The organism is Salmonella sp. 2020_1395 (assembly GCF_043848115.1).
GTDB lineage: Bacteria > Pseudomonadota > Gammaproteobacteria > Enterobacterales > Enterobacteriaceae > Salmonella > Salmonella enterica.
Map to the genome: position 1 here is coordinate 177,619 of NZ_JBCMFH010000001.1, position 13,472 is coordinate 191,090.

The 13,472-nt window shown below is 47.2% G+C and carries 14 protein-coding genes and 1 pseudogene; 8 read left to right on the forward strand and 7 right to left on the reverse strand.

Annotated elements, in window-relative coordinates; all coding sequences use genetic code 11:
* Positions 1 to 106: 106 nt before the first annotated feature.
* Positions 107 to 706: a metal-dependent hydrolase gene (locus ACH0WD_RS00960; RefSeq protein WP_000505804.1), complete on the reverse strand. Its 600-nt coding sequence runs from the start codon at positions 704 to 706 to the stop codon at positions 107 to 109.
* A 137-nt stretch (positions 707 to 843) separates the two neighbouring features.
* Positions 844 to 1,512, reverse strand: coding sequence for a hexitol phosphatase HxpB (hxpB, locus tag ACH0WD_RS00965; protein WP_000106854.1), 669 nt, complete (start codon positions 1,510 to 1,512; stop codon positions 844 to 846).
* Between the two features lie 148 nt (positions 1,513 to 1,660).
* Between hxpB and ACH0WD_RS00970 the strand changes: the two genes are divergently transcribed.
* A complete protein-coding gene (locus tag ACH0WD_RS00970) occupies positions 1,661 to 2,197 on the forward strand; it encodes a YniB family protein (RefSeq protein WP_000222158.1) in 537 nt (178 codons plus the stop codon).
* 42 nt (positions 2,198 to 2,239) lie between these two features.
* Here the strand turns inward: ACH0WD_RS00970 and ACH0WD_RS00975 are convergent, their stop codons facing one another.
* From ACH0WD_RS00975 to pfkB, 3 genes are all read right to left on the reverse strand, one after another.
* Positions 2,240 to 3,100, reverse strand: a complete 861-nt coding sequence (locus ACH0WD_RS00975) for a fructosamine kinase family protein (protein ID WP_000267686.1) — start codon at positions 3,098 to 3,100, stop codon at positions 2,240 to 2,242.
* A gap of 106 nt (positions 3,101 to 3,206) precedes the next feature.
* Complete coding sequence (gene ghoS / locus ACH0WD_RS00980; protein ID WP_000146133.1) at positions 3,207 to 3,497, reverse strand: type V toxin-antitoxin system endoribonuclease antitoxin GhoS; 291 nt, start codon at positions 3,495 to 3,497, stop codon at positions 3,207 to 3,209.
* 96 nt (positions 3,498 to 3,593) lie between these two features.
* Positions 3,594 to 4,526, reverse strand: coding sequence for a 6-phosphofructokinase II (gene pfkB, locus ACH0WD_RS00985; RefSeq protein WP_000251707.1), 933 nt, complete (start codon positions 4,524 to 4,526; stop codon positions 3,594 to 3,596).
* A 288-nt stretch (positions 4,527 to 4,814) separates the two neighbouring features.
* Between pfkB and ACH0WD_RS00990 the strand changes: the two genes are divergently transcribed.
* On the forward strand, positions 4,815 to 5,573 hold the full coding sequence (locus ACH0WD_RS00990; RefSeq protein ID WP_000770984.1) for a YdiY family protein: 759 nt from the start codon (positions 4,815 to 4,817) through the stop codon (positions 5,571 to 5,573).
* A gap of 48 nt (positions 5,574 to 5,621) precedes the next feature.
* Here the strand turns inward: ACH0WD_RS00990 and ACH0WD_RS00995 are convergent, their stop codons facing one another.
* Positions 5,622 to 6,581, reverse strand: coding sequence for a lipid A deacylase LpxR family protein (locus tag ACH0WD_RS00995; RefSeq protein ID WP_001046434.1), 960 nt, complete (start codon positions 6,579 to 6,581; stop codon positions 5,622 to 5,624).
* 142 nt (positions 6,582 to 6,723) lie between these two features.
* On the opposite strand from ACH0WD_RS00995, the gene ACH0WD_RS01000 reads away from it, so the two are divergent.
* From ACH0WD_RS01000 to ACH0WD_RS01010, 3 genes and pseudogenes are all read left to right on the forward strand, one after another.
* A complete protein-coding gene (locus ACH0WD_RS01000; RefSeq protein WP_000916615.1) occupies positions 6,724 to 7,038 on the forward strand; it encodes a hypothetical protein in 315 nt (104 codons plus the stop codon).
* On the forward strand, positions 7,035 to 7,889 hold the full coding sequence (locus tag ACH0WD_RS01005) for a DNA/RNA non-specific endonuclease (protein WP_001033542.1): 855 nt from the start codon (positions 7,035 to 7,037) through the stop codon (positions 7,887 to 7,889). The genes ACH0WD_RS01000 and ACH0WD_RS01005 overlap by 4 nt, the downstream gene beginning before the upstream one ends.
* Before the next feature lie 172 nt (positions 7,890 to 8,061).
* Positions 8,062 to 8,267 (forward strand): annotated as a pseudogene (locus tag ACH0WD_RS01010) (hypothetical protein).
* Positions 8,268 to 8,573: 306 nt separating this feature from the next.
* Here ACH0WD_RS01010 and ACH0WD_RS01015 read toward each other — a convergent pair.
* Positions 8,574 to 9,797, reverse strand: coding sequence for an O-antigen polymerase (locus ACH0WD_RS01015; protein ID WP_001747716.1), 1,224 nt, complete (start codon positions 9,795 to 9,797; stop codon positions 8,574 to 8,576).
* Between the two features lie 897 nt (positions 9,798 to 10,694).
* On the opposite strand from ACH0WD_RS01015, the gene thrS reads away from it, so the two are divergent.
* From thrS to rpmI, 3 genes are all read left to right on the forward strand, one after another.
* Positions 10,695 to 12,623, forward strand: a complete 1,929-nt coding sequence (thrS, locus tag ACH0WD_RS01020) for a threonine--tRNA ligase (protein WP_001144226.1) — start codon at positions 10,695 to 10,697, stop codon at positions 12,621 to 12,623.
* Positions 12,624 to 12,626: 3 nt separating this feature from the next.
* Positions 12,627 to 13,169 carry a translation initiation factor IF-3 gene (gene infC / locus ACH0WD_RS01025; protein ID WP_001574431.1) on the forward strand — a complete coding sequence of 181 codons (543 nt, stop codon included), beginning with the start codon at positions 12,627 to 12,629 and terminating at the stop codon, positions 13,167 to 13,169.
* 95 nt (positions 13,170 to 13,264) lie between these two features.
* Positions 13,265 to 13,462, forward strand: coding sequence for a 50S ribosomal protein L35 (rpmI, locus tag ACH0WD_RS01030; RefSeq protein ID WP_001124225.1), 198 nt, complete (start codon positions 13,265 to 13,267; stop codon positions 13,460 to 13,462).
* Positions 13,463 to 13,472 lie beyond the last annotated feature (10 nt).

Here is a 13,472-nt window from a genome sequence, read left to right on the forward strand (position 1 = left end):
CGCTGTGTTTTAGCGATTCTGTTCGCGCAAGATTAGCAGAACTGTGAGCTGGCTCTTATATTCAAATGGAATGGTTTATGCCAAAAATGACTTTGGCGTTGATTTACTAATCAATCTGGTGATTTATAAAACGATTGAACTGCATTTGCAGGATAGTGATCATCTGCGAAGACCAGCGTATGACGTTGTTTTCCGGCATGGACTGCGGCATCCACACCGCCCAGGCAAACAACGCCATACATAAAAATCGCTCCAGCTGATTGCCTTTGCGCGGCGCCAGAATAGGCAGGCGGAAACGCCAGCGGCACGGCCACAGTAAGGGAACGCCTGCGGGGGTGAGCATATCCGCGACGATATGGCTTAAATAGCCAAGTACCATGCCTTGCAGCGCATCCGCCGGGATAATCCACGTATCCGGTACCTTGAGATAAAAGGTCGCCAGTAGGGCAAAGACCGCCAGCAGACTATGGGTAAACCCCCGGTGACCGAACGCGCGGGCGATTGGTTTTGATACCCATTTCAGGCGCTGACCAAGAAAAGATTTGGGGTGGTCGATATCCGGCAGCAGACAGGTCAAAATAGCCGAAGGAATAATATGCCACCAGTCGCCGTGCGCAAGGACGGGCGTTAACTCGGCATTCTTGGCGAAAACCGCGCTGGCTATAGAAAAAAGAAGATGTCCTTCCGCCGTCATGATAAAACCCATTAAACTGTCAATTCATACAGTATAGGGTTTTTATACAGTAGGCGGAAGTGGTGACGTTGTAACTCTTTGTCTCTGTCAAAGCCGCTTGCCGTCTGGCTCAACGGCTAATTGCCCGTTGACTTTGTTTCGGAAACATCTTAACCGAGTAGATGCGCCGCCGTCAGCTCTGTCAGTGAGTTAAGTTTGACATTCGCCAGCGCAAAGCGCGGATCATGCTGGTTTTCTTCTGCTGGCACCACAATGGCGCGCATTCGCGCCGCCTTTGCCGCGATTAAACCATTCACCGAATCTTCCAGCGCCACGCAGGTTAATGGATCAACGCCTAATTTGGCCGCACAATCCAGATAGACCTGCGGGTGCGGTTTGCTGTAGGGCAATTTTTCCGCAGAAGCCAGCGCGTCAAAACTGTCGCGCAGTTCAAACATGGTGAGCACTTTTTCCAGCATATGCAGCGGCGATGCCGAGGCAAGCCCCACTAATAGCCCCTGCGCTTTACACAGTGCCACGGCCTCGCGCACACCCGGCAAAAGAGGGCGCGTCTCTTCGATAAGCGTAATCGCGCGGGCAATAACACGGTTTGTCACTTCCTGGCGATCGGGGCCGCTCCACGGTTGCTGCGCAAACCAGAGATCGACAACCATATCAATGCGTAGCCCAAGCGTGTCTGGTAACTCATGGCGCCGAGTAATATCTACGCCTAAACTTGCCATCACGTCCAGTTCAGCGCGATCCCAGAGCGGTTCGGAATCGATCAGTAGTCCATCCATATCGAAAATTGCAGCAAGAATTTGACGTGGGGTTGACATCACAACCTCTCCTGTTGAGATTAAAAAATAACGAATTAAGCGTTCATTATGACCATGTTCTTAGTATATCGCCCTTAAAGATCAGGCGAAAACGGGAATCAACAGGTAGACTTAGGCCAAAACGACGCGTCTTTATCAAGGGGAACTCATGACGTATCAACAAGCTGGACGCATTGCAATCCTAAAAAGAGTTGTTGGGTGGGTTATTTTTATTCCGGCACTGCTTTCCACGCTCATCTCAGTCCTTAAATTTATGTATGCGCACAGTGAAAAGCAGGAGGGGATAAATGCGGTAATGTTGGATTTTACCCACGTAATGATAGACATGATGCGCGTGAATACGCCGTTTCTGAATGTTTTTTGGTACAACTCGCCGACGCCGAATTTTCAGGGAAGCCTGAATATCGGTTTCTGGCTCATTTTTATTCTGATTTTTGTCGGGCTGGCGATGCAGGATTCCGGCGCCAGAATGAGCCGCCAGTCACGTTTTTTACGTGAAGGCGTGGAAGATCAGTTGATCCTGGAAAAAGCAAAAGGCGCGGAAGGACTAACGCGTGAGCAGATAGAGTCACGTATCGTGGTGCCGCACCATACCATCTTTTTACAGTTTTTCCCGCTCTATATTTTGCCGGTCATTATTATCGTGCTCGGCTACTTTTTCTTTTCCTTGTTAGGTTTCATGTAAACTGAAAAATGCCGGATAGCCCGTATCCGGCATGGGCTGTACCTATACCGCAAGCAGCCGATCCATCGCTTTTTGCGCAGTAGCCAGGTGCTGACCGCCAAACAGCCTTGCCCGATTAAGCAGGGTGTAGAGCTGGTAAATCGGCTGCCTGTCGAGAAAATCCAGCGGTAGCGGCGAAACGGACTGATAGCCGTCATAAATCTGCGGTGGCTGATCGGTATGCAGTGGCAGCATCGCCAGATCGCATTCTCTGTCACCCCAATAGCAGGCTGGATCGAAGATATAGGGGCCGTCAGGGCCAAGCGCGCAGTTCGCCGACCATAGATCGCCATGCAAAAGAGAAGGCTGCGGTTGATGCGACGCCAGACGTTGCTGAACATGTTCAACAATGGCGTCAATATTACCAAAAGTAATGCCTTTTTCCGCGGCGAGTTCAAGCTGCCAGCCAATGCGCTGTTCGGCGAAAAAAGTCGACCAACGGCGTTGCCAGGTATTCGGCTGCGGCGTGGTAGAGAGCGCGTTGTCAAAATCGAGGCCGAATTGAGGTTGATCGCTCCATTGATGTAGACGCGCCAGCTGTTGCCCAAGAATAAACGCATTATGGGCATCCAGCGGGCGGGGCGAGAGGTAGTCCATGACTAAAAAGCTGTAATCCCGATCCGAACCTACCGCCCATACCTTAGGCACAACAACGGTTTTACTGCGGGAGAGCAGCTCCAGCTGATCGGCTTCAGCGGTAAAACCGCGAAGCATTTCTCGTTCATCGCACTTCACGAAAAAATCATGGCCTGCATAACGTAAATGCCATGCGGCATGAACTTCTCCGCCTGGCAGTTCATTACGCAGTTCGATTTCGCCTTCACCGACTTGCTCGCTTAAAAGACGACTGATAGCTTGCCACATAATGTCTCTCCCCACGTTGTCTGCCAGATCATAAGGTTAGCGCAAAAATGCGGTTGAAAAATACGAACTAACGCACATCGCGGACGCGCCGCGGCGGGAATGGCACTTATTGTGCGTTTTTACTCCACGCCTCCCAGGTCGCCACGGTAATGTCGACATCCTTATCTAACGCGCTTTTCGCAAGTCCGGCGACAAGCGCTTTGATTTCATCAGCGCTCTGAGCGCTAACAAAGCCAAACGTATTGGTGCCGAGCTCATGCACATTCCCTTCATCGTCCGTTAATGTCAGCAAAAAACCGCTGCGCGTCAGATGATTATTGAGTTCGTTAATCTCGGTCAGGGAATCTTCATGGAAGGTTACGGTAATAACATAACGGGTAATATCGCCACTGGCCATCGTTCACCTCGTTGGGAGCAACTGTGTTTTTAACAGCGGCGGATGCGCCGCCCGTTAACCGATTTTCCGGTATCCCCCTCGCCGAGGGGGAAACGATTATTGCGCGGAAAGATAGGCGTATATTTTTTGGGTATCGTCACGGGAACACAGACGCGTACCTTGATTGAGCGTAGCAGCGCTGCCTGCCGCCACACCGAAGCGCACCATCTCTTCCAGCGACGCGTCTTGCGCCAGTTTTAACGTCATCGCGCCTACCATACTGTCGCCTGCGCCGACAGTACTTTGACTTTTCACCGGGGGAGGAACAACCTGGATGCAATTCTCACTGTCTATGCCCAGCGCCCCTTGCGGCCCCAGAGAGACCACTACCCGGCGAGCCTTGCCGCTTTGCACTAATTCCTGGGCCGCTTTACGCACATCATCAGGCTGCGTCAGATCGCGATTGACTAACGCGCTCAATTCTTTCAGGTTAGGTTTCACCAGTTCGATATCGCCAAGCGCCAGCGCGGCGGTGAGCGCGTCGCCAGAGCTATCAATAATGCAGCGAATGCCTTGCTTCTGTGCGGCGGAAATCAGTTGCGTGAGTTTCTCGACCTTAACGCCGGGCGGAAGGCTGCCGCTGATAACCAGAATTGCCCCGGATTCAATTTCCAGTACCTGTTCTTCAAGCTGGCGAAATTCGTCATCGTCCAGCGTGGCGCCGGGCATAACAAAACGATACTGTTCGCCGCTGGACTCGACGTGGACGTGCAGGTTCTGACGCGTCCAGTCTTTCGCATCGACGGTAGACACGGGGACATTTTCGTCAGCCAGTAGTGCGACCAGATGTTCGCCGGTAGCGCCGCCAGCCGGGAAAATTGCGGTCGCGGTGCCGCCAAGATGCGCAATGGCGCGAGCGACATTAATACCCCCGCCGCCGGGTTCGAATACCGGCGCGGAGCACCGCAGTTTACCTTCGGGATAAATTTGCGGCGTGATTGTTGCGCTATCGAGAGAGGGCGCAAGCGTCAACGTATAGATACGTACCATCGTTACCTCCTGTTAGGCTGATTTCAGTCTGGCACTTAATCCCCGGAAAGTGAAGGAATTAACAATATGATTTTCCGGATCTTTATTTAAAGAAGTACGATGTAAAGTTATATAAATAAATGAATGCTTCGGGAGGGTTCTTATTCAAAAAATGAAATAGTAATTGATTGCTATGTTATTCGGGGCTTCTTATAATTCGCTACCTTTCCAGGGGCGTTTGTCATTGATCCCTATGAAAGTTTCCGGGACCGTCGTGGTCTCTTTTTTAGTTGTACGGACTCTATATAAATGAAGCTTTTGAAGGCAGTACCCGCTGTAGTTATGCTGGCGGGTGGCGTGTTCGCGTCTCTGTATGCCGCCGCCGATGATTCCGTTTTTACTGTCATGGATGATCCCTCCACCGCGAAAAAACCTTTTGAAGGTAATCTGAATGCGGGCTACCTTGCTCAGTCAGGCAATACTAAAAGTTCTTCCTTAACGGCTGACACGGCGATGACCTGGTATGGACAACGTACCGCCTGGTCATTATGGGGCAATGCCAGCAATACCTCCTCTAATGATGAACGCTCTTCAGAAAAATATGCGGTAGGCGTGCGTAACCGTTTTAATATGACGGATTATGATTATACCTTTGGCCAGGCCAGTTGGCTGACAGACCGTTTCAACGGTTATCGTCAGCGCGACGTACTGACCGCCGGTTACGGGCGGCAGTTCCTTAATGGTCCAGTGCACAGCTTCCGTTTTGAATTCGGTCCTGGGGTTCGCTATGACGAACATACGGACGATACCACTGAAACGCAGCCGTTGGGTTATGCTTCCGGCAGCTATGCCTGGCAGTTAACTGACAATGCTAAGTTTACACAGGGGGTGTCAGTATTTGGCGCAGAAGACACCACACTAAATTCGGAAACAGCCCTCAATGTCGCCATTAACGAACATTTTGGTCTAAAGGTGGGGTATAATTTAACGTGGAACTCGCAGCCGCCTGAATCAGCGCCGGAACATACCGATCGTCGCACTACGGTAACGCTGGGCTATAAGATGTAATATTGCGCCGGGTTACGTTACGTAACCCGGTTATTCCGTGGTGACACCTCAGAAGAAGAAGGTGATGTCGCCGTTGATATAAGAATAGTCGTCTCCGGTGCGAAATTCCGACGTGACTTTGTTTAAAGAAAGAGAAAATGCGACGGGAGAATAGCCGATGGTGGCACCGACGCGATATTCATCCACGGTTTTATTAATATCCACCGTTTCCATTTTTGTTTGCAGCGTTTTCCCCTGTAACGTGTAGTTTTTATCAACTTCCCTGCGCTCAACGCCAGCAAATACTTTATAGATCAATCCCTCTTTTTGAGTGTGTATTAACCCTCGGCGGGACAGTAACCCAAACCCATTATCAGAGTTGAAGGTCTTATCATTTCCCAGCGCAACGGTTGCGCCGTACCCCAAATACTGGAAGAGATTGCCGCCGACAGCAGAGACTTCTGGATAGAAGCCCACATTGACGCCCAGAATATCAATAGCTGGCGTAAGGGACACCATTCCTTTTGCCGTATAACCATAACGGTTTTCAATTTGATCCTGCCAGGCAGGGTATTTTTCTGCGCCTATTATTCGATGCGCCCGATTCTGAACCTCCTGACCGCCTGCGTCAGGACCAATAACGCCAATATCGGTACCTAAACGATAACGTAACCAATTGGTGGCTAATGAATTCCACTCCAGTCCGGTATGAAGAAAGGCGCTGAACGCGCGGTCGCCTTTGACGGCTTCAGGCTTTCTCTTATTGGCACCTGATGGAGAATAAATATCTTGCGCGATATGAAAAGAGAGTTGACTGGCGTCAGTGAGATCGTGGCTGTAGCCTAAAAAGAGCCCGGCAGTATAATCACCCCGGTCTGCAGCCTTGTGCCCATAAAGGGCATTTAAGGATGGTTGAAATATACCTGCATCATCATTCGCCACTGAAATAGCAAGGCTACTGGCATTGGCCATTGTGGTCGTACTGAGTATGGCGGCAATCATCGTTGCGCAATAGCTGTATTTGTTCACTTTTTACCCCTGAATATGAAAGTGAATACTCTTATTTTTACAAAGTAATAAGCACAGCAGCATGATGCGCAGTGCTTATTAAACCTTTAAATATAACTAAACTCCTGCCAGCAGCGAGTCATTGAGAGGATACGTTGCCTTAATGTTGAAAAATGGTGTTAAAAAACATGCGCCAGATATTATTGAATATCCATTTTTCATTCGCTATCTGAGTGCGAGAAATTATTGGCTTCACGATTATGCATATAATACGATGTTTTTTGGTATCAACATGAATATCATGTTGTATTCTTTTGAGCTCATTTTCTTTGATGGCTTCGATGTTTATCTGTTATTAATTTTTACCGTGATAGTGTTGTCTTTAATGATGAGCGCATCTAACGGCTGGCAGGGTAATACAACCAAATTATTGCCATCTAAATTATTAGGGCGGTTATTATTAAGGAAGAAAAAATGAATAAAATCATTAATCTGCTAAAATTACTGCCCGTAGTATTATTAAGCGCATGTACTACATCGTATCCTCCCCAGGATACAACATCGGCACCCGAGTTACCCCATCGTAACGTACTCGTTCAGCAACCTGATAACTGTAGCGTTGGCTGTCCTCAAGGAGGAAGTCAACAAACAATCTATCGCCATGTCTATACGCTCAATAATAATAGCGCCACGAAATTTGCCAACTGGGTTGCCTATAGCGTGACAAAGACCAGCCAGGCAAGCGGTCGCCCGCGGAACTGGGCGCAGGACCCCGATTTACCGCCCTCGGATACGTTGGCCCCTTCCGCCTATAAAAATGCCCATGCGCTATTAAAAGTCGACAGGGGACACCAGGCGCCGTTGGCAGGATTGGGCGGCGTTTCGGACTGGCCGTCGTTAAATTATTTATCGAATATTACGCCGCAGAAATCCGCCCTGAACCAGGGAGCATGGGCTGCACTGGAAAACCGGGTGCGCGAACTTGCCAAACAGGCTGATGTATCTGTAGTGCACGTAGTGACCGGCCCCCTTTTTGAGCGGCATATCGCCACATTGCCAGAAGATGCGACGGTAGAAATTCCCAGCGGGTACTGGAAGGTTTTATTCACCGGAACGGCGCCGTCAAAAAGTGAAGGAAATTACGCTGCGTTTATTATGGATCAGAATACACCCCGTTCGGCGAATTTTTGCGACTATCAGGTTACCGTGGAGGCTATCGAACATAAAACGAAGCCAGTGCTGACGCTGTGGTCTGCCTTGCCTGAAGCGGTAGCCAGCGAGGTGAAAACGACAAAGGGGAGTCTGGCGCAGAAGTTAGGTTGTCGATGAGAAGCGCTATACGGCGCGTAGAAAGATAATGGAGAAATCCTGTCAAGGGTCTTGATTTGCTACAGAGTGATGCAATCTCCCTTTTTTTAGTGTTACCATCGTCATGCCGGACGAAAATAGCGATTTTCGTCTGTGTCGAAGGTTGTGCGCCAATTTAGCAATGGTTGGCTAGATGGATACACAACTCACTGTCAATAAATTCATTTTCTCTTTGTATGTGATCTTGCGTATAAGTACAATCCTTCATTCACATCCATTCACGTTCGTTTAAACCTGTTTCACCAGTTCCGCGTCATTACTGGTAATAGCGGATATATATGTTTCATACCGTTTCACATTGTTCCCTTTCGCGCCGTAAGATGTGTATACCTAATCTAACTTAAGCAGGGAACTGTCATTCATAACACAGAGTTTATTGGTATCAATGGTAGATAATATTACGGTGATAATCTCGGGATGATCCGCATATGAGTACATGTGGATTAGGGCGGAGTAGCGGCAGGACTAATAGTAACCGGCGGCGAGAAATACATAATTGAGGGGCTATTCATAAATCATTATTAGGAAACTCAAGCACTATCATGAATGCATCAAAAGTAATTTACGTTGGTAATGCTGTTCAGCAAACCCAACAAGATTTACGCTCCAAAACTAAATAAAACGGCGGCATTGCCGCCGTATAACTTATTTATCGCTTCTTAGTAAAACGAATCTTATATGCGCTGAAAAAATAAAGGAAGATGCAATGTATACCATAAAGGCAATCATCAAATGCTCAGGGAACAACCATCCCATGCTAACAGGAATCACACTTATTCCAATGCAAAATAGGAACATTATGAAATAATGCGCTGATTTTGTTTCCTGAGTTTTATTGGAGAAATACTTAGCCAGGACGCCTTTAAATACTCCAGATATAACTAACCAAACTGGTGTAAAAAGCCCGAAATCTGCGTATAGTTCACCATACCCGAAAGCAGGAGCGCCCTGATTTCTGTAGAATGCATCAGGGAAAAATACTTTTGCCAGATACAATGCGCCAAAATCTTCAGGCTTATCAGGCCAAATAGCCCTCGGAATCCTCGAGTAAACCTCGCTCTCCATTAGTAATTTTCCGTACATAAAGTCAAAGTTTGAGGAAGCAACAAGAACAGCATTACGGGTATAATCCGAGTAATTCGCCATATTTTCTATCGGATTCCCATCAGTAAACGTATATGCAAAGAATGCCGTTACAATGACTGCTATAACAGCAAACGATTTCACCAGGAACATAAATTTAATTTTTTTATTTTCAATATATGAAAGATAAAGGATGAATGCTATAAATATACTAAATATTGGTCCTTTGTTACCATGCAAGAAAATAAGTATACAGTTAAATAAAACTATGGAAATACAAAATAACTTTGATTTTTTGTATGTAAAGAACGCGCAAATAGAAGCGACAAGAGAAAACATTAATGAAGGATAGAAGTATATACCATACCCTGTTCTGGTTAATTCGTATATTCTTCTTGGGCTAAGTATGTACTCTCTGAACTCCATCAACACTGGAAGGTAAATGATAAAAGCAAGGAAGGTGAATAACAATGAAGTAAACACATACCTTGGTTTATTTTTTGTGTTTGATTTGTTGTATATAGGTTTTCTTTGTGTGTAAAGATAAGAAATAACAAATGATGCTATGTATGTTATATAGCAAGTATAGAAAAACAAATATTCCACTGTATACTTCCGCACCTCTGAGAGGTATACAAATATACCTTCAAACACGTACAGTGTAGGCACTGTTATTATCAGGTATGGGACCATTACATTTATTATTTTCCCCTCAATTCTTACGGAAAGAGTATAGAGATAAACTATAAATAATAAGCATAATACAATGTATGAAATTATAAGCATATAGAGCCTTTAGAAAAAATGCTTAGTATTAAAAATATTAATAATATTGCCATCAGGCAAACAAGGTGTGGTACGGAAAATCCTCTGGCAAGATATTCTGAATCTGGTAGTCTATAATCATTACTCATCACTATCTTCCCGATATCAAAACCGTGTTATTGACATATTAACACTCATTAACACTCCTATCTACTGCGCCTCCGATAGCATGAAGCTATCAAGCGTTTGCAGCACAAACATCAAGCAATGTAAATGCTTTTGATAATTACGCATGATTGTTACTGCGTTTATATACAGTGGTATTCGAAGATTCATCATGAGGTTCCCGAGTCCTGTAAAAGACTATACAGAGAAAGGGCTATCACTCGACGAGTAACTCATCTCACATCGTGCCGCGACATACTTCAAGCAACACAGACGAATTACAAGTACGGCATCATAAGGGAGACGTTGCTAGTTATAGAAGCTTCATAGCAGCATGTAATGGCTCTTTGCTGGTATGTGCTTTGGAAAGTGGGTTTCGTATTGTGCGTTATCGCATGCTGCCAGGTCCCCATCTGAAGAATATAGATAGCGGTCGTCGAAAGCTATCTGATGTGAATGACTCATACGGTGGCAGTAAGTCGAGACTCAGAGTGACCATGTACATCATTAACGATACGCGTGCTGGGTAGTGTGTTGGGATTCAGGTTCTGTAGAACAGAAAGATGCAATCTCCCTTTTTTTAGTGTTACCATCGTCATGCCGGACGAAAATAGCGATTTTCGTCTGTGTCGAAGGTTGTGCGCCAATTTAGCAATGGTTGGCTAGATGGATACACAACTCACTGTCAATAAATTCATTTTCTCTTTGTATGTGATCTTGCGTATGGGTCACCACTGCAAATAAGGATATTACATGCCTGTTATTACTCTTCCTGATGGCAGCCAACGCCATTATGACCACCCTGTAAGCCCGATGGATGTTGCTCTGGACATTGGTCCTGGCCTGGCGAAAGCCACCATTGCGGGCCGTGTGAATGGCGAGCTGGTTGATGCTTCCGATCTGATTGAAAATGATGCGACGCTTTCCATCATCACCGCAAAAGATGAAGAGGGTCTGGAGATCATTCGTCACTCTTGCGCGCATCTGTTAGGTCACGCTATCAAGCAACTTTGGCCGCACACGAAAATGGCGATCGGCCCGGTTGTCGACAACGGTTTTTACTATGACGTTGATCTTGACCGCACGCTAACTCAGGAAGATGTCGAAGCGCTCGAAAAGCGGATGCATGAGCTCGCCGAGAAAAATTACGACGTTATCAAGAAGAAAGTCAGCTGGCACGAAGCGCGTGAAACCTTCGTGAAGCGTGGTGAAAGCTACAAAGTTTCCATTCTTGATGAAAACATTGCTCATGATGACAAGCCAGGCTTGTACCATCATGAAGAATATGTCGACATGTGTCGTGGTCCGCACGTGCCGAATATGCGTTTCTGCCATCACTTTAAACTGATGAAAACTGCCGGCGCATACTGGCGCGGTGACAGCAATAATAAGATGTTGCAGCGTATTTACGGTACGGCATGGGCAGATAAAAAAGCCCTGAACGCTTATCTGCAGCGCCTGGAAGAGGCCGCAAAACGCGACCACCGTAAAATTGGTAAGCAGCTCGACCTGTATCATATGCAGGAAGAAGCGCCGGGCATGGTGTTCTGGCATAACGACGGCTGGACTATCTTCCGCGAGCTGGAGGTCTTTGTTCGTTCTAAACTCAAAGAGTACCAGTATCAAGAAGTTAAAGGCCCGTTCATGATGGACCGTGTGCTGTGGGAAAAAACCGGGCACTGGGACAACTATAAAGATGCGATGTTCACCACATCTTCAGAAAACCGCGAATATTGCATCAAGCCGATGAACTGCCCGGGCCACGTTCAGATCTTTAACCAGGGTCTGAAATCCTATCGTGATTTGCCGCTGCGTATGGCGGAATTCGGTAGCTGCCACCGTAACGAGCCATCAGGCGCGCTGCATGGTCTGATGCGCGTACGCGGCTTTACGCAGGATGATGCGCATATCTTCTGCACCGAAGAGCAGATCCGCGATGAAGTTAACGCTTGTATTCGTATGGTCTACGATATGTACAGCACCTTTGGCTTCGAGAAGATCGTCGTCAAGCTTTCCACTCGTCCTGATAAGCGTATCGGCAGCGATGAGATGTGGGATCGTGCTGAGGCGGATCTGGCGGTTGCGCTGGAAGAAAATAATATCCCGTTTGAGTATCAACTGGGTGAAGGCGCATTCTACGGTCCGAAAATTGAATTTACCTTATATGACTGCCTCGATCGTGCATGGCAGTGCGGTACAGTACAGCTGGACTTCTCCTTACCGTCTCGTCTGAGCGCCTCCTATGTAGGCGAAGACAACGAGCGTAAGGTGCCGGTAATGATTCACCGTGCGATTCTTGGGTCGATGGAACGCTTCATCGGTATCCTGACCGAAGAGTTCGCTGGTTTCTTCCCGACATGGCTCGCGCCTGTTCAGGTAGTCGTGATGAATATTACCGATTCGCAGTCTGAATACGTTAACGAATTGACGCAGAAACTACAAAATGCGGGCATTCGTGTAAAAGCAGACTTGAGAAATGAGAAGATTGGCTTTAAAATCCGCGAGCACACTTTACGTCGTGTCCCTTATATGTTGGTCTGTGGTGATAAAGAGGTGGAAGCAGGCAAAGTTGCCGTTCGCACCCGCCGCGGTAAAGACCTGGGCAGTCTGGACGTAAATGACGTGATTGAGAAGCTGCAACAAGAGATTCGCAGCCGCAGTCTTCAACAACTGGAGGAATAAAGTATTAAAGGCGGAAAACGAGTTCAAACGGCGCGTCCGAATCGTATTAATAGCGAAATTCGCGCGCAAGAAGTTCGCTTAACAGGTCTGGAAGGCGAGCAGCTTGGTATTGTGAGTCTGAGAGAAGCTCTGGAAAAAGCTGAAGAAGCCGGAGTAGACTTAGTCGAAATCAGCCCTAACGCCGAGCCGCCGGTTTGTCGTATAATGGATTACGGCAAATTCCTCTATGAAAAGAGTAAGTCTTCTAAGGAACAGAAGAAAAAGCAAAAAGTTATCCAGGTGAAGGAAATTAAATTCCGTCCTGGGACAGATGAAGGCGACTATCAGGTAAAACTCCGCAGCCTGATTCGCTTTCTCGAAGAGGGCGATAAGGCCAAAATCACGCTGCGTTTCCGCGGTCGTGAAATGGCCCACCAGCAAATCGGTATGGAAGTGCTTAATCGCGTGAAAGACGATTTGCAAGAACTGGCAGTGGTCGAATCCTTCCCAACGAAGATCGAAGGCCGTCAGATGATCATGGTGCTTGCTCCTAAGAAGAAACAGTAAGGCCTTCAAGTAACAATTCTGTGAAGCCTTCGGGCTTCACAGGTTTTGTTCGCCTATGTTTCGTTTATTAACAATGCGAAGTGGAAGTTATTAAAATGCCAAAAATTAAGACCGTACGCGGTGCTGCTAAGCGCTTCAAAAAAACCGGTAAAGGTGGTTTTAAGCACAAGCACGCTAACCTGCGTCACATTCTGACCAAAAAAGCGACTAAACGTAAACGTCACCTGCGTCCGAAAGCCATGGTTTCTAAAGGCGATCTGGGCCTGGTTATCGCGTGCCTGCCGTACGCATAAGCCGTTAACG

Coding starts and splice junctions, on each gene's coding strand:
- ACH0WD_RS00960 (WP_000505804.1), bottom strand. CDS start 706: ATGGGTTTTATCATGACGGCGGAAGGACATCTTCTTTTTTCTATAGCC.
- hxpB (WP_000106854.1), bottom strand. CDS start 1,512: ATGTCAACCCCACGTCAAATTCTTGCTGCAATTTTCGATATGGATGGA.
- ACH0WD_RS00970 (WP_000222158.1), top strand. CDS start 1,661: ATGACGTATCAACAAGCTGGACGCATTGCAATCCTAAAAAGAGTTGTT.
- ACH0WD_RS00975 (WP_000267686.1), bottom strand. CDS start 3,100: ATGTGGCAAGCTATCAGTCGTCTTTTAAGCGAGCAAGTCGGTGAAGGC.
- ghoS (WP_000146133.1), bottom strand. CDS start 3,497: ATGGCCAGTGGCGATATTACCCGTTATGTTATTACCGTAACCTTCCAT.
- pfkB (WP_000251707.1), bottom strand. CDS start 4,526: ATGGTACGTATCTATACGTTGACGCTTGCGCCCTCTCTCGATAGCGCA.
- ACH0WD_RS00990 (WP_000770984.1), top strand. CDS start 4,815: ATGAAGCTTTTGAAGGCAGTACCCGCTGTAGTTATGCTGGCGGGTGGC.
- ACH0WD_RS01000 (WP_000916615.1), top strand. CDS start 6,724: ATGTTGAAAAATGGTGTTAAAAAACATGCGCCAGATATTATTGAATAT.
- ACH0WD_RS01005 (WP_001033542.1), top strand. CDS start 7,035: ATGAATAAAATCATTAATCTGCTAAAATTACTGCCCGTAGTATTATTA.
- ACH0WD_RS01015 (WP_001747716.1), bottom strand. CDS start 9,797: ATGCTTATAATTTCATACATTGTATTATGCTTATTATTTATAGTTTAT.
- thrS (WP_001144226.1), top strand. CDS start 10,695: ATGCCTGTTATTACTCTTCCTGATGGCAGCCAACGCCATTATGACCAC.
- rpmI (WP_001124225.1), top strand. CDS start 13,265: ATGCCAAAAATTAAGACCGTACGCGGTGCTGCTAAGCGCTTCAAAAAA.